22 protein-coding genes are annotated in these 26,188 nt (G+C 61.0%); 13 read left to right on the top strand and 9 right to left on the bottom strand.

The window, feature by feature from the left end; all coding sequences use genetic code 11:
- Positions 1 to 12: 12 nt before the first annotated feature.
- The 5 genes from accB to gcbA form a co-directional block, all read right to left on the bottom strand.
- Positions 13 to 474: an acetyl-CoA carboxylase biotin carboxyl carrier protein gene (accB, locus tag KGA96_RS17780; RefSeq protein WP_046039963.1), complete on the bottom strand. Its 462-nt coding sequence runs from the start codon at positions 472 to 474 to the stop codon at positions 13 to 15.
- Positions 475 to 498: 24 nt separating this feature from the next.
- Positions 499 to 954, bottom strand: a complete 456-nt coding sequence (gene aroQ / locus KGA96_RS17775; RefSeq protein WP_007971361.1) for a type II 3-dehydroquinate dehydratase — start codon at positions 952 to 954, stop codon at positions 499 to 501.
- A 132-nt stretch (positions 955 to 1,086) separates the two neighbouring features.
- On the bottom strand, positions 1,087 to 2,850 hold the full coding sequence (locus KGA96_RS17770; RefSeq protein ID WP_223514063.1) for a protein-disulfide reductase DsbD: 1,764 nt from the start codon (positions 2,848 to 2,850) through the stop codon (positions 1,087 to 1,089).
- Between the two features lie 188 nt (positions 2,851 to 3,038).
- Positions 3,039 to 4,082, bottom strand: a complete 1,044-nt coding sequence (locus KGA96_RS29925) for a methyl-accepting chemotaxis protein (RefSeq protein WP_411741592.1) — start codon at positions 4,080 to 4,082, stop codon at positions 3,039 to 3,041.
- 955 nt (positions 4,083 to 5,037) lie between these two features.
- Entirely contained in the window at positions 5,038 to 6,708 is a 1,671-nt protein-coding gene (gcbA, locus tag KGA96_RS17760; protein WP_046039966.1) for a diguanylate cyclase GcbA, read from the bottom strand.
- A 487-nt stretch (positions 6,709 to 7,195) separates the two neighbouring features.
- Between gcbA and KGA96_RS17755 the strand changes: the two genes are divergently transcribed.
- From KGA96_RS17755 to KGA96_RS17730, 6 genes are all read left to right on the top strand, one after another.
- A complete protein-coding gene (locus KGA96_RS17755; RefSeq protein ID WP_046039967.1) occupies positions 7,196 to 8,263 on the top strand; it encodes a DUF2333 family protein in 1,068 nt (355 codons plus the stop codon).
- A 3-nt stretch (positions 8,264 to 8,266) separates the two neighbouring features.
- A complete protein-coding gene (locus tag KGA96_RS17750) occupies positions 8,267 to 8,824 on the top strand; it encodes an NUDIX hydrolase (protein WP_046039968.1) in 558 nt (185 codons plus the stop codon).
- Between the two features lie 189 nt (positions 8,825 to 9,013).
- Positions 9,014 to 9,385 carry a translation initiation factor Sui1 gene (locus KGA96_RS17745; RefSeq protein WP_008053936.1) on the top strand — a complete coding sequence of 124 codons (372 nt, stop codon included), beginning with the start codon at positions 9,014 to 9,016 and terminating at the stop codon, positions 9,383 to 9,385.
- 219 nt (positions 9,386 to 9,604) lie between these two features.
- Positions 9,605 to 11,518, top strand: coding sequence for an arginine decarboxylase (gene speA, locus KGA96_RS17740; RefSeq protein ID WP_046039969.1), 1,914 nt, complete (start codon positions 9,605 to 9,607; stop codon positions 11,516 to 11,518).
- A 233-nt stretch (positions 11,519 to 11,751) separates the two neighbouring features.
- Entirely contained in the window at positions 11,752 to 13,059 is a 1,308-nt protein-coding gene (locus tag KGA96_RS17735) for a type VI secretion system Vgr family protein (RefSeq protein ID WP_223514059.1), read from the top strand.
- Positions 13,056 to 13,856, top strand: a complete 801-nt coding sequence (locus KGA96_RS17730) for a DUF4123 domain-containing protein (protein WP_223514044.1) — start codon at positions 13,056 to 13,058, stop codon at positions 13,854 to 13,856. Before KGA96_RS17735 ends, KGA96_RS17730 begins: the two co-directional genes overlap by 4 nt.
- A gap of 28 nt (positions 13,857 to 13,884) precedes the next feature.
- On the opposite strand, the gene KGA96_RS17725 is transcribed toward KGA96_RS17730, so the two are convergent.
- Positions 13,885 to 15,234 (bottom strand): MATE family efflux transporter, encoded by a 1,350-nt coding sequence (locus KGA96_RS17725; protein ID WP_046039972.1) that lies wholly within the window; start codon positions 15,232 to 15,234, stop codon positions 13,885 to 13,887.
- Positions 15,235 to 15,323: 89 nt separating this feature from the next.
- Entirely contained in the window at positions 15,324 to 15,617 is a 294-nt protein-coding gene (locus KGA96_RS17720) for a hypothetical protein (RefSeq protein WP_046039973.1), read from the bottom strand.
- 156 nt (positions 15,618 to 15,773) lie between these two features.
- Between KGA96_RS17720 and KGA96_RS17715 the strand changes: the two genes are divergently transcribed.
- The 5 genes from KGA96_RS17715 (at position 15,774) to KGA96_RS17695 (ending at position 20,872) form a co-directional block, all read left to right on the top strand.
- Positions 15,774 to 16,076: a MazG-like family protein gene (locus KGA96_RS17715; protein WP_046039974.1), complete on the top strand. Its 303-nt coding sequence runs from the start codon at positions 15,774 to 15,776 to the stop codon at positions 16,074 to 16,076.
- Positions 16,076 to 16,825 (top strand): methyltransferase domain-containing protein, encoded by a 750-nt coding sequence (locus tag KGA96_RS17710; protein WP_046039975.1) that lies wholly within the window; start codon positions 16,076 to 16,078, stop codon positions 16,823 to 16,825. The genes KGA96_RS17715 and KGA96_RS17710 overlap by 1 nt, the downstream gene beginning before the upstream one ends.
- Before the next feature lie 12 nt (positions 16,826 to 16,837).
- Entirely contained in the window at positions 16,838 to 17,446 is a 609-nt protein-coding gene (locus KGA96_RS17705) for a DUF4136 domain-containing protein (protein ID WP_046039978.1), read from the top strand.
- Between the two features lie 55 nt (positions 17,447 to 17,501).
- Positions 17,502 to 18,065: a DUF4136 domain-containing protein gene (locus KGA96_RS17700; protein ID WP_046039980.1), complete on the top strand. Its 564-nt coding sequence runs from the start codon at positions 17,502 to 17,504 to the stop codon at positions 18,063 to 18,065.
- Between the two features lie 824 nt (positions 18,066 to 18,889).
- Positions 18,890 to 20,872 carry a pilus assembly protein TadG-related protein gene (locus KGA96_RS17695; protein WP_223514041.1) on the top strand — a complete coding sequence of 661 codons (1,983 nt, stop codon included), beginning with the start codon at positions 18,890 to 18,892 and terminating at the stop codon, positions 20,870 to 20,872.
- Here the strand turns inward: KGA96_RS17695 and KGA96_RS17690 are convergent.
- Both KGA96_RS17690 and KGA96_RS17685 read right to left on the bottom strand, forming a co-directional pair.
- On the bottom strand, positions 20,869 to 23,610 hold the full coding sequence (locus KGA96_RS17690; RefSeq protein WP_223514038.1) for an ATP-binding protein: 2,742 nt from the start codon (positions 23,608 to 23,610) through the stop codon (positions 20,869 to 20,871). The two genes, KGA96_RS17695 and KGA96_RS17690, sit on opposite strands and share 4 nt — an antisense overlap.
- Complete coding sequence (locus KGA96_RS17685; RefSeq protein ID WP_046043975.1) at positions 23,607 to 24,047, bottom strand: TadE/TadG family type IV pilus assembly protein; 441 nt, start codon at positions 24,045 to 24,047, stop codon at positions 23,607 to 23,609. The genes KGA96_RS17690 and KGA96_RS17685 overlap by 4 nt, the downstream gene beginning before the upstream one ends.
- A gap of 75 nt (positions 24,048 to 24,122) precedes the next feature.
- On the opposite strand from KGA96_RS17685, the gene KGA96_RS17680 reads away from it, so the two are divergent.
- Together KGA96_RS17680 and KGA96_RS17675 are read left to right on the top strand one after the other, a co-directional pair.
- Positions 24,123 to 24,593, top strand: coding sequence for a prepilin peptidase (locus KGA96_RS17680; protein WP_223514034.1), 471 nt, complete (start codon positions 24,123 to 24,125; stop codon positions 24,591 to 24,593).
- A 113-nt stretch (positions 24,594 to 24,706) separates the two neighbouring features.
- Complete coding sequence (locus tag KGA96_RS17675) at positions 24,707 to 25,489, top strand: response regulator transcription factor (RefSeq protein WP_046043973.1); 783 nt, start codon at positions 24,707 to 24,709, stop codon at positions 25,487 to 25,489.
- Positions 25,490 to 26,188: the final 699 nt, after the last annotated feature.

Here is a 26,188-nt window from a genome sequence, read left to right as displayed (position 1 = left end):
GCTCTCCGCGGTTCAAACGATGGTGAACAGCGGTTGGTCGTACTCAACCGGCTGGCCGTCTTCGACGAGGATGGATTCGATCACACCGCTGGTTTCAGCTTCGATGTGGTTCATCATCTTCATGGCTTCAACGATGCACAGGGTGTCGCCTTTCTTCACGGTCTGGCCGACTTCCACGAAGGACGGCGAGCTTGGCGAAGACTTGCGATAGAAAGTACCGACCATCGGCGAACGGGCAACGGTGCCGTTCAGTGCTGGCGCGGCGGCAGCAGCAGGTGCAGCAGCAGCCGGAGCGGCGGCAGCGACAGGCGCGGCAACCGGAGCATGCATTGGAGCTGGCGCGTAGTACTGCTGAGCCGGGGTCTTGCTATGACGGCTGATGCGTACGGACTCTTCGCCTTCCTTGATCTCGAGCTCGTCGATGCCGGACTCTTCCAGCAATTCGATCAGTTTCTTAACTTTACGGATATCCATGAATCATCAACTCCCAAGGGTCGGTCAGGGGCGGTTAACTTGTTGTTCAAGCTGTTCCAGGGCGGCCTCCAGGGCCAGTCGATAACCGCTGGCGCCAAGGCCGCAGATCACTCCCACCGCTACGTCGGAGAAGTAAGAGTGATGGCGGAAAGGTTCTCGTTTGTGCACGTTAGACAAATGCACTTCGATGAATGGGATGCTCACCGCCAGCAGCGCGTCACGTAATGCGACACTTGTATGTGTAAAAGCTGCTGGGTTGATCAAAATGAAGTCCACGCCTTCGCTGCGGGCAGCGTGGATGCGGTCGATCAATTCGTACTCGGCGTTGCTTTGCAGGTGCAGCAAATGGTGACCGGCTTCGCGGGCACGGCGTTCCAGGTCCTGGTTGATCTGCGCCAGCGTCGTGGCGCCGTAGGTGCCCGGTTCACGAGTGCCGAGCAGGTTCAGGTTGGGTCCGTGCAGAACGAGTAGCGTCGCCATCGGCGGTTCCTATGTTATCTGTGAGCAATTGTCAGAACCCGGCGACTATGCCGCAAAGCCTTTATGACTGTCCAGTTCTCTGCAATAGCCAGCACGATGACCGATGTTTGCGCGAAATATATGACTGCTTGATTAAATATGGTCATTCGCCCTGGTTACACGTTCGGCGAAGTCTTTGGCGTTGATCTCGCCGATCACCCTCACTTCGGCGCGTTCGACACCGTCCTTGCCGAAAAACATCAGCGCCGGAGGACCGAACAACTGGTAGCGGTCGAGCAGGGCGCGTTGCTCGGCGTTGCTGGCGGTGATGTCGAAGCGGATCAGCCGGTAGCCCTTGAGGCGTTCGATGACGACAGGGTCGTCCAGCACCTCATGCTCGATGACTTTGCAACTGATGCACCAGTCGGCGTACCAGTCGAGCAGCAGCGGTGTGCCGGATGAGCGTGCGTCGGCGAGTGCGCGGTCCAGATCGGCCGGCGTGCTCACGGTTTGCCAGGTGCTGGTGTTTGGCGCGGGGCCGCTGTTGGCAACGATACGGGGCTGGCCGATCGGGTTGAACGGGTCGGTCTGGCCGCTGAAGGCGCCGTACCAGCAGGCCAGCGCGTAAAACAGCAGGAACATGCCGAGCAATTGGCCCAGGCGTTTGCGCGGTGGTTTATAGACGAACTCCAGCGCCCCCATGAACAAGCCGACACCGCCGGCCAGCAAGCCGATCAGCAACAAGGTGACCTGACCCGGCAGAACGCGGCTGAGCAGGCCGACGGCCAACCCGAGCAACAACACACCAATCGCGTTTTTCACGTACACCAGCCACGGACCGCTTTTCGGCAGCCAGGCTGCGCCACCGGTGGCCACCAGCAACAGCGGTGCGCCCATGCCGAGGCCGAGCATGAACAGTTTCAAACCGCCGCCCAGCGCATCGCCACTGGCGCTGATGTACAGCAGCGCCCCGGCCAATGGCGCCGAAACGCAGGGTGAAACCAGCAAACTGGAGACCACGCCCAACACCGCGGCGCCCCACAGTGACCCGCCTTCGGTGCGGCCGGCGATGCGGTCCAGGCGACTGCTGATGGCATGCGGCAACTTGAGTTCGAAGACGCCGAACATCGCCAAGGCAAACACGGCGAAAAACATCGCGAACGGCACCAGCACCCAGGCCGATTGCAGTCGCGCCTGTAGATTGAGCTGGGCACCGAACAGGCCCATCAGGGCTCCGAGCAGGGCAAAGCAGGCGGCCATCGGCAGCACATAGGCCAGCGACAGATTGAAACCGCGCCAGCCACCGACCTGACCGCGCAGCACCACGCCGGACAGGATCGGCAGCATAGGCAGCACGCATGGCGTGAACGTCAGGCCCAGGCCCGCGAGGAAGAACAACGCCAGTTCGCGCCAGTTCCATGGATAAGCCGTCGCCGGAGCGCCGCTACCGTCGATGCCGTCGATGCCGTCGATGCTCAGGCGCTCGGTTTCCGGCGGATAGCACAGGCCTTTGTCGGCGCATCCCTGATAGGTCACGGCCAGGGTGAACGCGCGTTGGTCGGTGCGCGGCAACTCGACGTCGAGAATGCCGTGGTAGACCTCGACATCGCCGAAGTATTCATCGTGCTTTTTCTGGCCGTCAGGCAGTTTCGCCGCGCCGAGGACAACATCGGCCGGATCGGCGCGAAATTGAAAGCGGTGGCGGTAGAGGTAATAACCTTCGGTGGCGACGAAACGCAGCTTGATCGATTGCGGTGTGCTGTCTACCAGGCTCAGCTGGAAAGCTTCGCGCACCGGCAGGAAGTCGGCGCTGTTGTTGATCGAGCCCAGGCTTGAGCTGGGTCGGTTTTCCAGCAAGCCAGTGGCGCTGGCCGGCAGGGCGAACACTAAAAACAGCAGGCAAAGCAAACGGCGCATGACGATCTCGCGTATCGGAATTGGGGGGATGATAGCGGACGGCAGTGCAGTGTGCAGAGCCAAGGATGTGTGGTGATTGATCTGACGTCATCGCGGGCAAGCCCGCTCCCACAAGTATTGATGGTGCTCACAAGATCTGTGAACACTCCCTACCCTGTGGGAGCGGGCTTGCCCGCGATAGCGGTGGATCAGACGCGAAAGGCTTGAACGGCGGTATGCAGTCGCCCACCCAGCACCAGCAAGTTCTCCCCTTGCTCACGCCCTTTGCCAATGCGCAGCAGGTTATCCCCACCCAACTGGTGAATCCGCTCGCTGTGGTCACGGATCTCGCTGACAGCGCCACTTTGCTGGGCCGTGACATCGGCGATGCGTACTGCCGTATCGGAAATGGTCTGGATCGCCCCGACGATTTTATCCAGTGCGCCATCTGCAGCCTGTGCCTGGCTGGCCGTGGCTTCGGCGTGTTCGACCTGGGCGCGCATGCCTTCCACCGATTGCCGAGCCGCGGTTTGCAGCCCTGCGATCAGCGTCTGGATTTCTGCCGTGGCCCCGGCGGTACGTTGCGCCAGTGAGCGCACCTCTTCGGCCACCACTGCAAAGCCTCGGCCCATTTCCCCGGCCCGGGCCGCCTCGATGGCGGCGTTCAAGGCCAGCAGGTTGGTTTGGTCGGCAATCGAGCGGATCACCGTCAACACGCCGCCGATGGTGGCCGACTCTTCGGCCAGGTGTTCGATCATTTGCGCATTGCCTTGCACTTCATCCACCAGCGCATGCAGGCCGGTGAGGCTCAGGCCGATGACTTTCTGTCCGTGCTCCACGGCCAGGCCGGCGTGGCGGCTGGCGTCGGCGGCCTGGCTGGCGTCGCCGGCGACTTGTTGAATGGTCGCTTCCAGTTCGCTGAGGGAGTCGCGGATCAGTGCCGTGTCGCCGGCCTGATGCTCGGCACCTTCATGCAGGTCGTTGCTCAGGTCGGCCAGGGTGCGGCTGCTGCCGGCCACCTGCTCGGCATTGCGGCGAATGGTCCCCACCAGGTCCACCAGATAGGCGCGCAAGCGGTTGAGCGAGGCTTCAATGTCATGCAATTCGCGGTTGGTGTTGCCCAGTTGAATGTCGCGACTGAAGTCGCCTTCGGCCCAGGTCGAGAGGGCCGGGGCGAGGTTGGTCAGGGTCCGCGCCAGTTTGCGCTGCAGGGTGTCGATCAGCAGGGCGATCAACAGAATCAAGCCGATCATCACGCCTTGCATCAGCCGCACTTCACTCTGGATCTGCCCGTGCTGGGCGCGCACTACCGGTTCCAGCCCGGCAATGGCCTGTTGCACGTCGGCGATTTTCAGGTGGGTCGCCGCGCTGAGGTCGGCGCGTTTGCGGATCTGATCGCGAGTGCGCGAGAGCTCGGCCGGGTAGCGGGTGAGCAGGCTGTTGAACTCGCGCTTGAGGCCGACGCCGGCATCTTCGGCAACGGCTTTTTCCTTTGTCTCAAGGCCCATCATCGAGGCGAAATCATCGGTGATCGATTCGCTGCTGGTGGTTACGCCCAGCAAAGGCAGGGCGTCGAGTTTCTCTGCCTGGGTGCGGATGTTGGCCACTTCGCGTTCGACATCGGCGGCCAGTTCACTGCGGCCGCTGCTGACCAGTTTGTCCCGGGCCAGGGACAATTTCCCCAAATGTTGCGATGCCGTGAGCAGCGGCGTCAGGTAGGCCGCATTGCCACTGGCGTACTGGCTGAGCTGATCGAGACTGGCCCCCAGCTCGCGCTCGGCCTGTAGCAGCAAGGCCTGCGGATCGCCCGCCAGTTTGCCGGCGGCCAGCAGGTCGGTTTTGCTGAATTCTTCAAGGGTCGACAGGCTGGGGCGCAATGTCTCGGCCAGGGCCGGCGGCAATTCGTCGAGTTCTTTTTTCAGGCTGTCGATGCCTTGGGCGGCACTGCTCAAGCGTAGCGCGTCGCCGCTGCCCAGGTAATCCTCGACGCTGCGGGCGACGTCATTCTGAAACTGCTGCGACAGGCCCAGGTAGCGCTCCATTAATAGATACGGACGCTCGAGGGCTTTTTGGGACCACCACAGCGTAGCGCCGAGGGCCACGCACACGGCCACCAGAAGGAGGGTATTGAGATTGGTCAGCAGCTTCAGGCGCATTACGGACTACCAACGGCAGAAATGGTAAGTGCCTGAAGTTATTGCGTTTCTGTTACAGGGTTATGACCGTATCGGTCGATTCCGATAAAAAAGTGGCACTTTGCTTTGACGTCCGCGCAGCCTGGACGCGATTGCGTCCGCCGTGTTTGGCGCGATACAGCGCTTCGTCCGCCTGGCTGGCCATCATCAGGCTGTCGGAGCTTTCGCAAAGCTCAACCACTCCGGCGCTGAAGGTGCACCACAGATCCTCGGGTTGCGCAGGATAGTGAATCTCGGCAAAGCGCTGACGGATTTCATTGAGCACGTTGTAGGCCGCGTCGATATCGGTGTCCGGCATGACGATGGCGAATTCCTCACCACCGTAGCGGCCGATGAAGTCGGTTTTGCGCAGGCGTTGCTTGAGAAACAGCGCCAGGCTCTTGATCACCCGGTCGCCCATGGGGTGGCCGTGGCTGTCATTGACCCGTTTGAAGTGGTCGATGTCGAGCATGGCAAAGCTCAGCGGCTTGCTTTCGCGGCGGGCGCGGAACGAGCAGTCTTCGAGCAATTGCAGAATGTGCGTGTGGTTGTACAGCCCAGTGAGGCTGTCGCGGACCATCCGTGCCTTGAGGTTGCGTGCTCGCGCTGCGCGGTTGCGCACGGTGGTGATCAGGTGTCGGGGCTTGATCGGTTTGGTCAGGAAGTCATCGCCGCCTTCGCTCATGGCGTCGAGTTGCTTGTCCAGGTCGTCTTCGGCCGACAAGTAAATGATCGGTACGCTGACGTAACGGTCGTTATGGCGAATCACCTTGGCCAGTTCCGTACCGGTGCAGGCCGGCATGTACATGTCGAGGATGATCAGGTCCGGCTGGAAGTCCGCCAGTTCGGCCATGGCCTGGATCGGCTCGATCAAGGTCCGGGTGACGATCCCGGCGCTGTTGAGCAGGCGCTCGGTATGCAGGGCCTGCGCGCGGGAGTCGTCGATGATCAGCACTTTATAAGGCTCGTACTGGGCGACGCAGGTCAGGACTTCGATCTTCTCCAGCAGGCTCGACGCTTCGAGGGTGCCGGTGAGGAACTCCTGGCCACCGGCACGCACGGCGGCCAGGCGGGTCGGGGTATCGGTTTCGTGCAGGCTGAAGAACAGCAGCGGCAGCTGATGATCGAGGCCTTCCTGGGCTTCGGCAGCCAGCTTCAGGCCGACGCCGGTGCCACTGAAATCCACGTCCATGACAATCGCGGCCGGCAGGCGCTCGACCATCGATGAGCGAAACGCATCTACGCTGTCCAGGGACTGGGCGCTGAGGCCGAAGAACTCCAGCTGCTTAGCCAGACGCTCGGCACGGTCGTGATCCTGCAGCATCACGTAGATGGGCTTGCGCAGCGGTGGCAGGAAGGTTTGATCGAGTTGGTCGCCATGGCGCAGGCCGGTGCGTGACAGGCGCTGCATCAAGCGATTGAGGTCGGTGATCAGGCCGCTGCTCAGGCGTCCGCGATTGGCGTCGACCGCCTCCAGGGACTGACCGATGTGGCGTGCCAGTTGCGTGTGTTCCGGTTGTTCGAAACGCTCGGCGAAACGCAGCAGGCGCAGATTGGCCTCGCTCAGTTCCGAAAGGTCGGCGGTGGACCACTCACTGCGTTGCAGGCGCTGCCATATCTCAAGAATCTGACGAGCCTGATGAATTACCCGCTGGGCAAAGTGGTGCTTGAGGCGCTCGCGGCTGGGGTCTTCTGGCTCGGTCATATCCTGACTACTAGTTAGGGTGCACACTGAGGTCGAGTGGTGGCTCTATGCTAGCACCACTTTTCCATTGCATGAGTGCTGTACGTCAATAATCTGCAATGTGACTTCATTCAGTTTGTGACTGAGCGGTCTTGTTCGAGCCTTTCTAGTCGCGGTTTACAGGGGGCGAAGTGCTTGAATCAGGGCACTTGGCGGGTATGAGGTGGAAATGGGCAAGTGGCTGACAACCGGCCATTCATGATTTTTTGCCGGTGCTGATCGGCACGTTTTTTTGGGTTTCAGGGGGTCGGGGATTCCCTTAGCCTGGCAATCCAAACCATTAGGGGTGGATTTCGATGGCTGCGGCGACGTCGGGTGCACAGGCACTCGTTTGATCCGCAAGCCCGGTAATTTTCCGCATCGGTGCGATGGCGGGTGCCGGGCCAAGGCGCGTTGTTGTATGGTTGTGGTCGAACCGTTGAACTCAAGAGCTTGAAAGGATATCGCCATGCTGGACTGGAAGAACCGCACAGACAGTGCGCCTGAACGTGCCGCTGAACCGAAGTCGGAGACCCGCAGTTATCTGGGCGGTCTGTTGTTCAGCCGGGCGCTGGCCACTCTGCTGGGCATCTACCTGTTGGTGGCGAGTGTCCTGGGCTGGTACTGGAGCCAGGAGCCGGCGCTGTTCCCGGTCCAGCAAACCGCTCAACTGGCGGCCGAGAAAGAAGGCAAGCAGATGGTTGTCGGCTACACCACGGTGGAAACCCTCAAGACCGTCGCTGGCACCTTGTTGACCAAGCCGGGCGGCTATATCTCCAACGACCGATTCCCGCCAGGCCTGTGGATGGACAACATGCCGAGCTGGGAATATGGCGTGCTGGTTCAGGTCCGCGACCTGAGCCGCGCACTGCGTAAAGACTTCGCCCGTTCGCAGTCGCAGTCCGCCGAAGATGCCGACCTGGCCAAGGCCGAGCCGCGTTTCAACTTCGACAACAAGAGCTGGGTGCTGCCGTCCAGTGAGTCCGAGTACCAGGAAGGCATCAATTCCCTGAGCCGCTATCAGGCGCGCCTGTCCGATCCGAACCAGAAGAGCGCGTTGTTCTATGCCCGCGCCGACAACCTGAACAACTGGCTGGGTGACGTCGGCACCCGTCTGGGCTCGCTGTCGCAACGGCTGTCGGCCAGTGTCGGCCGGGTCAAGCTCAACACTGCGCTGAAGACCGAGGTGGTGACGCCGGGTGTGGCGCCGCAAGTCGATGAGGAAATCGTCGAAACTCCATGGCTGCAGATCGACAACGTGTTCTACGAAGCTCGCGGCCAGGCCTGGGCCTTGTCGCACTTGCTGCGCGCCATCGAAGTCGATTTCGCCGATGTGCTGGCCAAGAAGAACGCCACGGTCAGCGTGCGCCAGATCATTCGTGAACTGGAAGCGTCGCAGGAGCCGGTGTGGAGCCCGATGATCCTCAACGGCAGCGGCTTCGGCGTACTGGCGAACCACTCGTTGGTCATGGCCAACTACATTTCCCGGGCCAACGCCGCGGTGATCGATTTGCGTCAATTGCTCAATCAGGGCTGAGTCATGGTCGATAATGCAAGGGAGGCTGCGCATCGTGCGGCCTCCGATGCCGAACAGATCGCCTGGGTCGACGAGCAGGACAACCTGCTCGGCGCCCTGGTCCGTTCCGATTTGCGCGAGCGCGGGCTGATCGGGCGCGGCACCTACATTATGTTGTTCAACTCCGCTGGCGAACTGTGCGTGCACCGGCGCACCCTGAGCAAGGCGATCTATCCCGGTTACTGGGACGTGGCGGCGGGGGGCATGGTGCTCGCCAGTGAAACCTACGCCGAGTCGGCGGCAAGGGAGCTGGAGGAAGAACTGGGCGTGAGTGGCGTGGAGCTGACCGCCCATGACCACTTTTTCTTCGAGGACACCGGCAATCGCCTGTGGTGTTCGGCGTTCTCGGCGGTGTGGGACGGCCCGTTGATCCTGCAACCGGAAGAGGTGCTCGAAGCGCGCTTTATCCCCATCGATCAGGTCATGCTGGAAATCGAGCAAAAGCCTTATTGCCCGGACTCTCTGGCCGCGTTGAAGCGCTATTTGCGCTCACGCCGGATCGACGTCGCAAAACAGCTATAAATTGGCGCCGATTGGCTCTTAGCAATCGGCGTTTTTGCCGTTACACTGCGCGACCTTTTTAAACTGAACCGGCGCTCCTTTTTGTAGGGCATCCGGTTCAGTAGCGCTGCCCCTGCCTGAGTGGGGCTTCGCGGTCGATAGCCTTCCCAAGTGCTGCGACCAGTCTTTGTCCTCCGAAGAGGATTGCCGGTGGCCAAAAAAGCCGCATCCTTCGCCGCCCTGGGCGGCCTGGTATTTTCCACCGACGCAGGTCGTCATTGCCCGGAATGCAGTAAACCGGTGGACGCCTGCATCTGCAAACAGACCGTTATCCCGGCCGGCGACGGCATCGCTCGCGTGCGTCGCGAAAGCAAGGGCCGTGGCGGCAAGACGGTGACCACCATCACCGGCGTGCCATTGGCTGAAGACGCGCTCAAGGACCTGGCCACGACGTTGAAGAAACGTTGCGGTACCGGTGGGGCGCTGAAAGACGGTGTCATCGAAATCCAGGGTGATCATGTCGAGCTACTCTTGGCAGAACTGATCAAGCTCGGTTTCAAGGCGAAGAAGTCCGGCGGCTAGCAGCCTCTGTGAAAACCACCCTCGGCTTGATCCGGTCCTGATGACATTCAGGTCCGGCATCGTCTACATGGTTTTCACAGAGCCTGTTCATGACCGGTTTCTAAACTCACTGCGGTCGGCGGGGTCTATTGCCTCGTTGACGAACCGTCATTTTCATTCTTTAGACTGCGCCGGCCTGAACCCAGGCGACGCACTATGACTTCTTTATAGGGGACTTCGATGTCCGTACGACGCACACGCAAAGACGATGGCAGCCAATGGACAGTTGCGGACAGCCGCAGTGTTTACGGGATTCGCCATTGGGGGGCCGGGTATTTCGCGATCAATGACGCCGGTCGCGTCGAAGTTCGTCCGAACGGTCCGAGCAGCTCGCCTATCGACCTGTACGAGCAAGTTGACCAGCTGCGCAAAAGCGGCCTGTCCTTGCCGTTGCTGGTCCGTTTCCCGGACATCCTGCAAGACCGCGTGCGTCAGCTGACCGGCGCGTTCGATTCGAACATCGAGCGCCTGGAATACCAGAGCAAGTACACCGCGCTGTACCCGATCAAGGTGAACCAGCAGGAAGCGGTGATCGAGAACATCATCGCCACCCAGAACGTTTCCATCGGCCTGGAAGCCGGGTCCAAGCCTGAACTGCTGGCAGTGCTGGCACTGGCGCCGAAGGGCGGCACCATCGTCTGCAACGGCTACAAGGACCGCGAATTCATTCGCCTGGCGTTGATGGGCCAGAAGCTCGGTCACAACGTGTTCATCGTGATCGAGAAAGAATCCGAAGTCGGCCTGGTGATCGAAGAAGCCAACTCGCTCAAGGTCAAGCCTCAGGTCGGCCTGCGCGTGCGCCTGTCATCCCTGGCCTCGAGCAAGTGGGCGGACACCGGCGGCGAGAAATCCAAGTTCGGCCTGTCGGCGGCGCAACTGCTGTCGGTGGTCGAGCGTTTCCGCGCAGCCGGCCTGGACCAGGGCATTCGCCTACTGCACTTCCACATGGGTTCGCAGATCGCCAACCTGGCGGACTACCAGCACGGTTTCAAGGAAGCGATCCGTTACTACGGCGAGTTGCGCAACCTCGGCCTGCCGGTGGACCACATCGACGTCGGCGGTGGCCTGGGCGTGGACTACGACGGCACACACTCGCGTAACGCCAGTTCGATCAACTACGACATGGACGACTACGCGGGCGTCGTGGTCGGGATGCTCAAGGAGTTCTGCGATGCGCAGAGCCTGCCGCACCCGAACATCTTCTCCGAAAGCGGCCGCTCCCTGACCGCGCACCACGCCATGCTGGTGATCCAGGTGACCGACGTCGAGAAACACAACGACGACGTGCCGCAGATCGAGAACAAGGAAGCGCTGCCGGAAACCGTGCAGTGGCTGGTGGACCTGCTGGGTCCGACCGACATCGAGATGGTCACCGAAACCTACTGGCGCGCCACGCACTACATGAGTGATATTGCCTCCCAGTACGCCGACGGCAAGCTGACCCTGGCCGAGAAAGCCTTGGCCGAGCAGTGCTACTTCGCCGTGTGCCGTCGCCTGCACAATTCGTTGAAGGCCCGCCAGCGTTCCCACCGTCAGGTGCTGGACGAACTCAACGACAAGCTGGCCGACAAGTACATCTGCAACTTCTCGGTGTTCCAGAGCCTGCCGGACACCTGGGCCATCGACCAGGTCCTGCCGATCATCCCGCTGCACCGTCTCGACGAAGAGCCGCTGCGTCGTGCGGTACTGCAAGACCTGACCTGTGACTCCGACGGCAAGATCAACCAGTACGTCGACGAGCAGAGCATCGAGACCAGCTTGCCGGTGCACGCGCTGAACGCAGGTGAAGACTACTTGCTGGGTGTGTTCCTGGTCGGTGCCTACCAGGAAATTCTTGGCGACATGCACAACCTGTTCGGTGATACCGACTCGGTGAACATCTACCAGAACGCCGACGGCAGCGTGTACCACGCCGGTATCGAAACCCACGACACCATCGAAGACATGCTGCGCTACGTGCACTTGTCGCCGGAAGAACTGATGACTCACTACCGCGACAAGTGCGCCAATGCCCGTATCAGCGCAACCGAGCGCACGCAGTTCCTCGATGCCTTGCGTCTGGGGCTGACCCGTTCGTCTTACCTGTCTTCTTGAGGTAAGGCGCCGCACACATCAGGTTGTCTGAAAAATTTCCGTTCGCTGCGGAAATTTCAGATGACCTGGTGCGGCAATTCTCCTGTTCCAGGCGAAATTTCCAGCATCTTCGACAACTCAGCGCATTTGGTCCTCTTTTCGCGTAGGTTATTTCCTAATTTGTATTTCGGCACTCTACTCGGCCATGTCTCTCAGCGAGAATCCCCGGCCGCCCCTCCTGTAGAGAAACGCCGATGTTCAATCCAGTCAGCGAACCTTCATTTCGTCTGGATGTAGCAGGTCTGCCCGATTCCTTAGAGGTTCTGGCCTTTACCGGCAGAGAAGCCATCAGCGAGCCGTTCGTGTTCGACCTGGAACTGCTGATCGAAGACCCGGTGCTTGACCTTGCCAGTTTGCTGTACCGCCCGGCCTCGTTGCATTTCGGACCAGCCGGAAGCCGCGTGCATGGACAATTGCATGAGCTCGTCCAGCACGACCACGCCAGCGGACCCAGACTCTGCCAGGTGCGACTGGGGCCAAGGCTGGCTTGTCTGGCCCAGCGCTTCAGTCAACGAATCTTCAGTGCCCGCTCAGTGCCGCAAATCCTCGACCAGGTGCTCAAGGAGCACGGCATTACCGGCAAGGATCGACGTCTGGAGCTAAGCGGCGAATACCTGCCCCGGGATTTTTGCACGCAATATCGAGAGTCAGACCTGCAATTTCTCCAGCGACTGTGCGCCCAGGAAGGGCTTCACTACCACTTCGAACACCGGGCCCGCGGGCACTGTGTGGTGTTTGGGGATGACCGGCAGCATTTTCCAACCGGCGAACCTGCGGTCGTGCGCAGCGGAGGCGATCGGCCGGCGGTGCGGCAGTTCGAACGTCAGTGCAGCGGTGGGACAGCGGTGCAGAGCGCCGAATGCCGGACGGACCTGGCGACCTTGCGCAGCGGTCGGCTGATGCCGCTGTCCGGTCATCCGGTTGCCGATTGCAATCGGCTCTGGCTGCTGACACGCGTTGAGCATTGGGGCAGCCAGGATACGATGAAGCCTTACCACAATCAGGCCCGTGCCCTGCACTGGCCGGCACCCATCGAGCCGCCCTGTGCGACGGTCAAACCAAGGATGCATGGCCCGCAACGGGCGTGGGTCGTCGAGGTCGATGAGCCAGGCCCCGACCCGGCAAGGCCGGTACCGGTGCAATTCGACTGGCTTTATCAAGGCGAAGGGGCTGCGCCTAGTCATTGCTGGCTGCCCCTGGCCAGGCAGTTGCAGGCCTCGACGCTCTCGCCATTGCGGGAAGGGACTGAGCTGGTCGTGAGTTTTGTCGAGGGCGATCCCGATCAACCGCAGATAACCGGGTTGCTGCATGCACCGGCAATGATCGAGGATACACCCCAGCCCACCTGCGCCCATGAAGAGGGCCTGGAACAATGGTTGCGCTCGGGGGAGCCATTGCTGATGTTGTGCCTGCTACCCGGTGGCGGCAGCTTCAACCATTGCGCACAGGCTTTGTGCACCTGTCGTCTGGCGACGCAGCTTGGCCAGAGCTCTGGAGCATGATCGCCACACGCACGCCTGAGGTACCCCCGCAATGGCTGTTGCTGGATGTGCCGGGCACGCCACAGGCGGGTGTCAATCTTCGGCAGATGTTTGCCCAGACCCGATGGTTCGGGTTGTTCGACGGCACGGAGTGGCATGCTCTGCACGAACAGGGGCCGGTCCTGGTCGATCTGCGCACCTGCCCGGCACTGGCCGATTTATGCATCGTTGACGGACAACGCTGGCCCGGATTGCTGATGACCAGCGAGGCCGGCGCTGCGTCGTTGCTGGCACAATTGCGGCGCATGCTCACGGTCACGCTGGGCCTGCACCGGGCCCTTTTGAGTTACTACAACCCAACTACGGCCAGTTATTTTTTCGATGCCTGCGATGCCGTTGAACTGAGTCGCTGGCTAGGGCCTATCCACCAGTTACGCTGGTTCGGCGGCAGTTGGGCCGACCGTGCGATGGGATGTGAGGGCTGGCAGCGCTTGTCCAACCCGGGGTTGGCGGTCAGAACGTTGGCAGTCGAGGAAAGCCTCAGCGCCGGGCAGCAGGGAAAACTGCAAACCTGCCTGCTGGAACAGCATGCCTGGCGTTGGAACCGATCCACCGGTGTCGACTTTCCCAGTCTGTGGACCTATGTGGAGGAAGGGCTGGCGCTGGGTTTCAGCGAGCGCCCGGTGCTTGATGGCTGGATATGGCTACGCCTGCAGTATCCCGACGCCGTGCCCGTGCAGCCGCTGCCGGGTGGGACTCAACAGGAGCGACTCGATAGCCTGCGTCGCCTGTGGCAGAACGATCGACCCTGGACATGAGGTCGAATATTGTCGGGGCTACGCCCGTTCAGTGAGTGCTACCGACGAACCAGCCATCGTTGCGGCGCAGGCGCCAGGCGATCACACCGAGGGTCAGACTGCGCAGCAGCATGAACAACAGAAAGGTTATCCACAGGCCATGGTTGCCCCCGCCTTGCAGTACCCAGCCGAAGGGCAGCACCAGTGCCACGGTCAGCAGCATGCCGTTGCGCATTTCCCGGGCGCGGGTGGCGCCGATGAACAGGCCGTCGAGCAGGTAACTCCAGACGGCAATCAGCGGCAGTACGGCGAGATAGGGCAGGTAGATGAACGCGGTGTCACGCACACTCTGAATGTCGGTCTGCATCTCGATGAACAGATGCCCGGCGAACAGAAACAGCGCGGCAAAGCCCAGGCTTGCCAGCAACGACCAGCCACCGGCCACCACCAATGAACGGCGCAGGGCATCGCGGTCACGGGCGCCAAGGGCATGTCCGCACAGGGCTTCGACGGCGTGGGCCAGGCCATCGAGGGCGTGGGCGGTCAGCAGCAGGCCATTGAGCAAAAGAGCGTTGGCCGCAACCGTGGCATCGCCCAGCCGTGCGCCTTGCACCGTGATCAGGAAGAACACCGATTGCAGCGCCAGGCTGCGGATGAAGATGTCGCGGTTGACCGCCAGCAGTGGCCGCCAACTCTGCCACAGCGCCAATGCTGCCCAAGCGATATGCCCGGGGTAGGCGCGCAGGGCTTTGCGGGTCATCAGCAAGCCGATCAGTGCACCGGTCCATTCGGCAATCACCGAGGCCCTGGCTGCACCGACGACGCCCCATTCCAGGCCGAGGACGAACCACAGGTTCAGGGCAATGTTGACCAGATTGGTGCTCAGCAAAATCGCCAGGGGCGCCCGGGCATTCTGGGTGCCGAGAAACCAGCCGACCAGTGCATAGCTGGCGAGCGCCGCTGGCAGGCCGAACAGGCGGGTGTGGAAGAACTCGCGGGTCAGTTGATCGAGCTCAGCGGACGGTTGCATGAAGTGCAATGCGACCCCACTCAATGGCACGCCCACCGCCCCCAACACCACAGCCAGGCCCATGGCGAGCAGTAGGCCTTGCAACAGAATCTGCCGCAAGGCCGCGCCATCCCCGCGCCCCGCTGCCTGGGCGGCGAACCCGGTGGAGCCCATGCGCAGAAAGCCCATGGCCCAGGCAAGGAAGGTGTACAGGCTGGCCCCGACCGCTACGGCGCCGAGTTGATGGGCGTGGGGCAGGTGACCGATGACGGTGCTGTCGACCAATGCCACCAGCGGTACGGAAATGTTCGAAAGAATCATCGGCGCAGCGAGTGCCCAGACCCGGCGATGGGTAGGGCGGTCGCGCCAGTCGGCGGTCAGGTTGGACATGCAGGCTCCTTGGGAGCAGGCATTGTAGCGGTGAAAACGGATTGGCTAAGTGAGCTCAATCCATAAAACACCAGAGATCCAATGTGGTGTCAGTGGATGATCCAGCTGAGTAACCAAAGCCCCAGCACCAACCAGATGAAACCCATGATGAACGACGCATTGAGAAAGGCGCGGATCGCCGACCACAGCAGGACCAGCCCGAGGATCAAGGTCACGATACTGATGACCGAGGTATCCATGCCCAGCGCCTGGGACAGGCCTTCGACAAAGTTGCTGCTGGCGTTGCCCAACAGATTGAACAGCCCGCTGAGGCCATCAACGATGAAACGGATGATCGAGCCGAGTACCTGGCCGAGCCATTCGGAAAAACCTTCTACCTGCATGGAATGAACGTCCTGATTAAAGAGAATTGAGTCTTGGGCTATTGATCACGCTGCCGAGTTCCCACAAGCATAGAGGGTTGCACACAGAGCATGCATCTTCTGCCCCTTGCCTTCACCTGTGATCCCCCCGAAGCTATACGCCTTCAGGAGAGCCCGATGAACCTTGTTGAACTGACCGAACGCCTGCACGCCATCCGTGACCGCAATGACTGGCGGCAATTTCACAGCCCGAAAAACCTGGCCATGGCCGCGAGCGTGGAAATGTCCGAGCTGGTGGAAATTTTCCAGTGGCTGTCCGAAGACCAGTCCCGCCAGTTGCCGGCGGAAAAACTCGCCCACGCCGGGCAGGAAGTCGGTGACATCGTGCTTTATCTGTTGCTGTTGTGCAGCGAGCTGGGCCTGGACATGGAAGCAGTAGTGCGCAGCAAACTGGCGGACAGCGAACGGAGGTTCAGCTGATGAGCGACCGTCATTTCGATCAACTGGCGACCCGTTTCGCCGAAAAAATCTACGGCGGTGCCAAAGGCGCGATCCGTCTGGCGGTGTTGCAGGCCGATCTGACCGAAATCCTGCCCGACCGGCCGCTGCGCGTGCTGGACATCGGCGCCGGCCTTGGCCACATGTCGTTGTGGCTGGCCCAGCGCGGCCATCAGGTGACTCTCGCCGAGCCTGCCGAGCCGATGCTCGAAGGCGCCCGCCAGCGCTTTGCCGAAGCCGGGCAGAACGCCACGTTCATTCAGGCACCGTGGCAGGAGCTGCTGGGGCAGCTCACCGAGCCCTACGACCTGGTGCTGTGCCACGCCGTGCTGGAATGGCTGGCCGACCCCCACGCCATCCTGCCGGTGTTGCATCAACTGACCAAGGCGGACGGCTGGCTGTCCCTGGCGTTCTACAACCGCGATGCGCTGATTTATCGCAACTTGCTCAAGGGCCATTTCCGCAAGATGCGCAAGAACGACATGGCCGGCGAAAAGCAGAGCCTGACCCCGCAACAGCCCCTTGATCCGCGCGAGCTGGCGACGCAACTTGAAGGTCTGTGGCAGGTCGAAACCATGAGTGGCGTGCGGGTTTTTCACGATTACATGCCAGTGGAGTTCCAGGCTCGCGTCGAGCTGGCAGACCTGCTGGAAATGGAGCTGGCCCACCGTCGTCATCCGAGCTTTGCCGGGCTTGGGCGTTATTTGCACTGGATCTGTCGGCCTGTCTGATCGGAGCACGCAATGAAAAGTCATTCAGGTGTACTGGTGTTCTGCCTGGGGCTGGCTGCCTGTCAGGGCAGCAACCCCTATGTCGCCACGTCCAACCCTTTGCCACCAGCGCCGCCCCAGGCCGCCAAGACCTTTGACCGCAGCGCTTACCCGGCAGCGCCGCGTGACTATGGGCGCTACCGCAGTTGGGCCTGGCTCGACGGGCATCTGCCACCGGGCACCGCCTGGGCCGACTCGGCGCAGATCGCCGAAGCGGTCAGCAATGCGCTGGATCAACGCGGCTTGCGCCCGCTGCACGACAATCGCCCGGCCGACCTGTTTGTCAGCGCCGACCTGCGGATGGAAACCCGCTTGCGTCAGGTTCAGGACGATTATTACGGCGGCGGTTATGGTGGCTACAACGGCTACGGCCCTGGATATGGCGGGTACGCCACCGTACCGGTCGTTCGTACCTATCAGGAGCAAGTCGTAGTGGTTCAGGTGGATATGTATGACGCCAAGAGCGGCCAGCCGGTGTGGAGCGCCAGCGCTGAAACGGGCAACCGGGGCAGCGAAAGCGAGCGGGCCGATGCCATACGGAAGGCTGTGGAAAAGGCAATGTCGGCGTATCCTCCTAGTTAGCTTCTTGTAGATAAGAAGCATTCCACAGGATCATGTCTTCAACCGGAGAATCATCATGTTCCGCCGTTTTGTTTTACTGGCAGTGGCCGCGCTGCTCAGTGCCTGTGCGGCCAACCAGGTCAATCATGACTTCGACGCCAGCCGCGACTTTGCTGCCTATCGCAGCTGGACCTGGAAAGAACCCGCCCTGCAATACCGTCCCGACGATCCACGGATCAAGAGCGACCTGACCGAACAGCGCATCCGTCAGGCGGTCGCCGATCAACTGGATCAGCGCGGTTTGCGCCCGGCCGCCGCAGGCGCCAAGGGCGATCTGAATGTGCAGACCTACCTGGTTGTCGAAGAGCGGCAACAACAGGTGACCACCAATTACGGCGGCGGCTGGGGTAACCCGTGGTATGGCTACTACGGCGCCCCCATGTATAACGAAACCCGCAGCGTCAGTTACAAAGTGGCGACCATCCAGATCGACCTGCTCGATGGCAAGGACGGCAAACTGGTGTGGCGCGGCAGTGACGAACAGATACTCAGCCGCACGCCAAACCCGACGGATCGTCACGATGCCATCTGGGAAACGGTCACACGGATATTGGCCAACTATCCACCGCACGCCTCCTAGAATCAGCCAGTCTCTCAACCCCTGTGCCCCCACAGGGGTTTTTTATTGGTGCGCCAGGCATGGCGCGTTGCGCGTAAGCGCAACCAGCTTGGCTGTGGTGGCCACGCTGGTGACTTGGAGGTGAAAGTCCTCTACACACCCGGCAAGGGGAAGTGTTAGCCAGAGGCAAGGGTGTCGCGGGTGACTGCGAATCTGAAGGAAGCCCGAGGCAAAATGCTGGCCTGACGAACAGGAAGCGGATAGAGGCGGCGCAGCGGGGTAAGAAGGCCAATATCTTCAAAGCCCGATACTTGCACGGAACGCTGCGACGTAGATCCGACAGGCATAAGCAGGAAGGTCGCGCGAATTACCCTGGGAGATCTGTTTAGCCTGCCATGTGCTACCGGCGTCGCGAGATGACGGGATGGGCGACAGAAGTCAGCAGAGGCCGTAGTAGTTGCTCGAAACCGGAGTAATGAAGGGCTGAACCTGCCATGAGTGGATAGTCGGGTGTGATCTCTGTTGGAGCGTAAAGCAGAAACTCCGCGTAGCGGAGGTCAAGACCATTAGGAGGTAGGAGCCGGAAGCTCCGAGGGCCGGTCTGGGCGCTTAGATACCGCAGGCGACACATCAACGGAACCAAGCTCGCTGACGTTGTTTGTCAGTAGGCAGGAACCGCCGTATACGGAACCGTACGTACGGTGGTGTGAGAGGACGGCGGGGGCAACCCCGCCTCCTACTCGATTCTGCACTGGCAAGTTGCCAGCAGTCTTGCCCACCCTTGTCTACACTGCTTTTCACCAACGGAGGTTGCGCCCGGCAGTGCGCCGGCAAAGGAGTGCGCCATGTCTCCCCGCATGCAGTTTCGCGGCCCGGCCCGGCAACGGGGGGCGATCGGCTTGATGGCCGCTTTGACCCTGACTTTGGCTTTGGCATTCATGTTGTTGGTGGTCGATACCGGCAGGCTGTACCTGGAAAAACGCAGTTTGCAGCGCGTGGCTGACATGGCCGCCCTTGAAGCCGCCACCCGGGGTGGAGACTGTTCCGGTGGCTCAACCGCGAACACCTATGCCACCGCCAGCGCGCAACGAAATGGTTTCGCCATTCCCTCCACTGGGCGCGCACTGGCTGTGGCGTGCGGTGCGTTGACCCTGGATGCCAACAACCTACGGGTATTCGGTGCAGACCCAAGTAAAAGCGAGGCTATCCGGGTTATCGCCAGCCATGTCGTGCAACAGAGTATTGCCGGTGGCATCGGCGCGTTGGCCGGCGGTGCACCAGCGGGCTCAACGCTGACGCTGAGCGCAACGGCGGTCGCTGCGCTGCAGCCCCCCCTGGCTTCATTGACGATCCGCAGTACGCTCCTGACCTTCGATACCAGCAAGGCCGCCATTACCAGTCTGCTTTTCGGGGGATTGCTGGGAGGCAACGTCAGTATCAGTGCGGCGGGCTGGAACGGATTGGTCAATACCGACATCAGCCTGCTCGGCTACCTCAATCGGTTGAAAATTGACCTCGGCCTGATCGCTGGCGGCTACGACCAGGTACTGGGTACAACGGTCAATGTCAGCCAGTTGATCCAGACCGCCATCAATGTACTGGACCCCAACGGCACACTTGGAGCATCCGCAACCATTGTCAGCCTGCAAGCATTGAAGGTGGCAGCGGGTACGACGTCCGTTGTGCTGGGTAATATGTTGCATGTTGAAAGTGGCACCGACATCTCGACCCTTGCCGTGAATCTGAAAGCCTTCGATCTGATTGAAGGGTTTGTGCAACTGGCCAACAAGAAGAATGCCGTGGTCGCGACCTTGCCGATCAACATCGCGGGCCTGGCGCAGATCACTGCACGGGTACAGGTGATGGAGCCACCGCAACTGTCGGCCATCGGCAATCCAAAAAACGCGGCATTGGCCCCTTTGGGCCCCAACCGCATCTATGTACGCACGGCTCAGGTCAAGACATTGTTGTCGATCAACCTGCCCGTGCTGGACGCCATCACGCCTCTGGTCAACGCCGTTATCGATCTCGTTGCACCGCTGACCAACACTCTGAATTCATTGCTGCATCTGGACCTGGTAGGCGTCGTCAACTCATTGACCTGCGCGTTGCTCGTGCCCTGCGACACGCCGGAAATCAAGCTGTTGCCACCTCCGATTCGCATCGACGTGGCGCTGGAGGCGGCGGGTGCCTGGAGTTATGTCACGGCTTACAGTTGCGTGAGTACGACGAATAAAAGCCTGACGACCAGCACCACCACCACATTGATCGGATTGAAGATCGGGCAGATCAACCCTGCCGATGTGTTTGGCTCGCCCACCGTTCCACCCAGCAACAACGTCAATCCTCTGAAGGTCATCGATATCGGCGTACAGACCTGCCAACGGCTGCTGATCCTGCCGCCAACCTGCTACAACCATCAGCCCGGTGTGGGCGGTAGCATCGATATCATGGTCAACACCGCGGTTGCCCAAAATGCCAACATGTCCCACGTCTATTCCGCACCAGCGGCTGCCAACTTGCCGGAGATCAATCAGCCACCGTTTTACTACGCCTTTACCACGACCAATATCGTCAACAGCCTGAGCACCACCGTGAGTAACCTTGGCGTGAACATGTATGGACCGTCGGGCAGTATCGTGGGTGGCTTGGGCAGTATTTTGAGTGAGGTCACGACTGCGTTGGTCAATGCGATCAATACGGTACTCAGCCCGTTACTGGATACGCTGATCAATACGTTGCTGGCGAGCCTGGGGATCGACCTGAACAAAGTCGAAGTGGGTGCCAACCTCAGTTGTCACTCGGGTCGAGCGGCGCTGGTGATCTAGTCCTGCTTCACGATCGGCAGTTCGATGCAGAAACGCGCACCCTCGGTGGCGTTTTGCACGCTCAGTTTTCCGCCCATGTTCTCGACGATGCCGTAACTTACCGACAAGCCCAAACCCGTGCCGACGCCGACGGGTTTGGTGGTGAAGAACGGCTCGAAAATCCGCTCCAGCAAACGCGGGTCGATACCGCCGCCGTTGTCCTCGACCCACAGGCGTACCGAGTGCGTATCCCGTTCGGCGTACACCGAAATCCACGGTCTGAAATCGGGGTCGGCCTCGCGCTTGCCGAGCAATGCATCCCGGGCGTTGACCATCAGGTTGATCAGCACCTGCTCAAGCTGATCGACGTAGCCGCGCACTTGCACTTCAAAACCGGTCTCGCTGATGCGCAGGTCGACGCCTTTGCCGCGCATCCCTTCGGACAACAGCGCCAGCGTGCCTTCGATGGCCTGGGCCGGGTTGAACGGTTGCTGCTCGATTTCCGAACGGCGACCGAACACCCGCATGTGGTCCACCACCCGCGCGGCGCGTTGTACCTGGGTGTCGATGCGGGTGAGCTTGTCGATCAGGTAATCGACCTGTACGTCGCCGTTGTTCAGGCGCTTGAGTACGTTGACGATGGCCATGCGCATCACGTTCAGCGGCTGGTTGATCTCATGGGCCAGGCCGGTGGCCATTTCTCCGAGGGTGGCCATTTTCGCGCTTTGTGTGAGCTGCTGCTGCGAGCGCCGCACCTCGGTGTTGTCGCGCCCCACGGCCTGGACCTCGAGCAACCGGCCCTGTTCATCGAACACCCCGCGATCGGACCAGACCCACCAGGCGTGTTCGCGGCCGGGCAGTTGCAGGTTGATCTCGGCGGTACTGACCGGAAACTCGGGGCTCAACTGGTCCAGCCGTCGGGTGAATGCCTCGCGCTGTTCCCCGGACATCCAGTTGCCCAGGTTCACCCCCGGCAATTGCTCGGGCGCCAATTCCAGATAGGTGGCCAACGGACGGTTGCCGAAGGTCAGGGTCAGGTCCGGCTGGTAGCGGCAGATCATCGCCGGCGAGTCTTCCACCAGAATCCGGTAGCGTTCTTCACTCTGCCTGACCTGTTCGGTGGCCAGGGTCGCTTCGGTGATGTCCAGCCACAGGCCCACGGCTTCCACCGGCAAGCCGAGGTCGTCGCGCAACAATTTCGCCTCATCCAGCAGCCAGTGATAGTCGCCGCGACTGTCGCGCATCCGATACCGGGCGCGCACCGAGCCTTCACGCAGCAACAGCCGCGTGCGCTCGAAATACTGCAGGCGATCGTCGGGATGCACCCGTTCCACCAGCGCCCCAGGGGTGCAGTCGGCGAGGGTCCAGCCGAGCAGCGGCAACAGGCTGTCGCTGAAGAACACCGGGTGTAACGCACCTTCGACATAGCGCTGTACGTAAATCACCGCCGGAGAGCTGGCGATCAGATTGTCCAGGCGTGCATGGGCGGCGGCGGCGCTCTGCTCCTGGTTCTTGATGTCGCTGATGTCGAGCATGAACCCCACCAGTCGACGGTTTTTTCCCGCGCCCAGGGCCTGGCCTTGCAGGCGATACCAGATGGGGGCGGGCGCACCGTAATGGCGATACAGGCGCACGCACAGCAGCAGGGGAGTGCCTGTCTCCTGCAAGTCTTGCAAGCAAATGCGCAGCTCTTCGCGGTCGGCGGGATACACCTGTTCGAGCCAGTCCTGCATGGATAAACGCGACGTACCAAGGTTCAGGGTAGTGGCCAGCGAAGGTGCCAACTGAACCTCGTCGCTGTCGCTGATGACTTCCCACCAGCCGGTTCCCAGCAAGGCTTGCAGTGATTCCAGGCGTTCCAGTTGCAAATGATGCCGGTGCTCGCGCAGGCGCTCGAGCAAGGGGCTGGCGAGCGCGGCGGTGATTTGCAGCCAGTCGCGTTCCGTGACATCGGGGGCGCGTTGTTGCGCCGTGTAGAAGCCGCATAGCAACCAGGCGACCACCCCTTGCGCATCGTGATAAGGCACGGCGAAGCCGTCGGTATTGCCGAACGTGCCTTGCAGACGCGGGTGTTCACGCGGGGTCAGGTGCTGCGGTTCCGAGCCGTTCAAACTGTCCAGTCCCGTGCCCAGGCGTTGACCGTTTTGCCAAAGTTGCGGTGCATCGAGGGCCGCGTAGTGCTGGTAAATTTGCCAACCCTGTTCCTGCTCATCGAGCAAGGCCAGGGCAATGCACGGAACCTGAAAGCGCTGGGCCAGGCTTTGCAGTTGTTCGGCCAGCATCTCGGGCAGTCGTGTAAGGCTACATAGGCGTAACTGTCCGGCGATTTGCAGCGCCAGCACCTGGCACTGTTCGCGGTTGCGCGATTGCCGGCGTTCGAGCAGCAAGTCGCCGATGTCCAGCATCTGCAACAACCAGGCATCGGCCAAGGGTTGCACCCAACCGCGCAAATGCAGCGGCGGACCGTTGAGGCTGTAAAAGTCCAGGTCCAGGGTTTGTCCCTGCCAGTCCGCCGGCGAGCCTTCGATGGCGAGGCTGCTGTGGGGCAACAGGAAATCGAGCAGGTGCGGTGCCTGTGCGCTGGGAGGTTGCTGGGCCAGCAAGTGCCGCAGCGGACCGCTCAATTGAACGACACGCCCCTCGGCATTGAGCTGCATCTGCAATCCGAAACTGTGCACCCGCAGTGCCTCCGGCGGCTCCGGTGGAGGCGGCGGATGGCGGTGGAGCAGGCGCCCGAACAATTTGTCCCCGGCACTCAAAATTGCAGGCTCGCACTGGCCGTGAGGGTCGCCGGCAGATTGGGCACCCGACCGATGCCGGGCAGGTTCAGGAACGGGATGACGGCGCTGATTTTATTGGTGGGGTAGGTGATGCGGACTGTCAGCAGCCCGCCCACATAAGTGACATTGGCGTCGGTGGCGACATTGAAGTTCAGGGCCGGCGCAATCCAGGCTGTTTGCGTGGTCAGTTCTGCCTTGGCGCGGGCGATCAGCGCGGCGCTGTAGCCGGGGGTGGCCGGGTCCAGCGCCACGCTGCGGCGCACGGCTTCGGCAGTCGACTGGTTGAATGACTGCATCAACAGCAGCGGCAGGCTATAGCTGATGATGCCGTAGAACACGCCAAAAAAAATGATGAACACCAGGGCGAATTCAATCGCGGCGGCGCCTTTTTGTTTGTGGGGGAGGCTGGCTTTCATGAGTGCGTCTACCCTGACCAACACTGAGTAATGTCAGCATAGAATCATTCAGCCAAAACGGACGTTTTTTACCGAATGCAGAGCTTTGTCCTATTGATCTGGCTGGCGCTTTGCGCCGCACAGGATGCCCGGCAACGGCACATCGCCAATGGCCTGACCCTGGGTGTCGGTGCCCTGGCCCTGGCGTGGCTGCTGTGGAGCGGCACGACCTGGCTGGGGGCCGACGCACAACAGGGCGGCTGGGCTTTTTTGTTGGCCCTGGGCTTCACGCTACCGGGCTACGCCATGAAGCGAATGGGTGGTGCAGACGTGAAACTCATGGCCGCCCTGGCTCTTGCGACGGACGGTATGCACGTGCTCGGCACGTTTATTGGCGCCGGATTGGCCAGCATCTTCTGGCTGCTGCTGGCGCCAAGAGTCTGGCTTTATATGAGTCAAGGGCTTAGAACCCATCTTTTTTATATGGCACCAGAAATGTCAAGGAAACAGCCATTTGCACCCTTCGTGTTGGTGGGGCTGATGCTGACATTTGCCTGGTTCCACTAGTCGAGCCTTTTGTGTACATAGCCTGAAACTACGTCTACTTTTCAGACAGAGTTGTACAACCGCTGGCTGTCGGTGAGGGACGGGTCAACCTTTGACCTGACAGGGAGTTGCTCGTGAGCAAGTTTACTTCGGCAGTAAAAGTCCTTGTGGTCGACGATGCGCCATTGATCGTTGAAGAACTTTGCGAATTTCTGGAGGGCAAAGGTTACCGTTGTGTTCCCTGCGAATCGGGCTATCAGGCGATCGAGCGTTTCAACGAAGACCTCGATATCGGCCTGGTGCTACTGGACCTTCAGATGCCCGGCATGGACGGGATTGAGTTGATGCAGGAGCTGCAACGGCTATCGGGCAAGCACCGGGCGTTCGAGGCGATCATGCTCACCGGGTGTGCCGACAAGCAGGACGTGATCAAGGCCCTGCGCGCTGGCGTTGCCGACTATTACCAGAAGCCGATCGATCTGAATGAATTGTTCGAGGGTTTGCAGCGGCAGGAAGTGGCCTTGCAGGAGAGGCACAAGAACCTGCAGTTGGGGCATTTGAATCAGAAGCTGCAGTATCTGTCCGAGTCGATTGATGATCTGTACCAGGACCTGGACAAGGTTCGGCGGGGTCCGCAGGCGGCAGACGCGGGTGGCCGGGGTGTCGCTGATGCTGATGCGGCGGAGACTCCGGCGATTTTCAATCAGCTGTCTCCGCGGCAGCTGGAAGTGGCGCGGTTGGTGGGCAAGGGGCAGACCAATTATCAGATTGCCTGTGAGTTGGGGATTACCGAGAACACGGTGAAGTTGTATGTGTCGCAGGTGTTGCGGTTGACGCATATGCATAATCGGACGCAGTTGGCGTTGGCTTTGTCGCCCAGTAGTTCCGGGATGCAGCAGCGGGTTACGGCGCACTGAGGCTTGGCGGCCTCTGGGCCGACCAGGCTGGTGGTTTGGGTTGTGTACATATCCGTTTCTGCGGTAACGGCGGCTGGCGGTTTCGCCCTTACGGCGAGTCCCTTTTGGCAAACGCCCCAAAAGGAACCAAAAGGTCTCGCCCCTTACGTACGGCCCCTCGCTTAGGCTCGGCGTTCCTTCGCTACGGTATTCATCCGGGGGCATTGCCCTCCGGTCGGCTTCGCTTCGACCTACATGCAATGAGTTCGACTGCGTCGAACGGCGCTGCGCGCCCGTCCCCGGATGAACACCTCCACTCAGCCTTCCGAGGGGGCGGGTGGATCAAGATCAAAAGCTGCAGGCGAGCTAACACTCGGCCTGATGAGTGGTGAGAAGCGGCGCGGTGTGGGCTGCTCTGCCTTTGCTTTTCTGTGGGAGCGAGCTTGCCCGCGAAGGCGGCCTGCCGGCCGACCAATTTCTTTCAGATGTCCCCAGTCCAACTGTAGGAGCGAGCCTGCTCGCGAAGGCGGCCTGACAGCCGACCTGAATCTGGTGGATGTACCTCGACCCTGTGGGAGCGAGCTTGCCCGCGAAGGCGGCCTGCCGGCCGACCAATTTCTTTCAGATGTCCCCAGTCCAACTGTAGGAGCGAGCCTGCTCGCGAAGGCGGCCTGACAGCCGACCTGAATCTGGTGGATGTACCTCGACCCTGTGGGAGCG

This window comes from Pseudomonas sp. GL-R-26, from assembly GCF_019947365.1.
Lineage (GTDB): Bacteria > Pseudomonadota > Gammaproteobacteria > Pseudomonadales > Pseudomonadaceae > Aquipseudomonas.
Note: the sequence above shows the minus strand (reverse complement) of the source record. Positions and strands in the feature narration are given on the sequence as shown.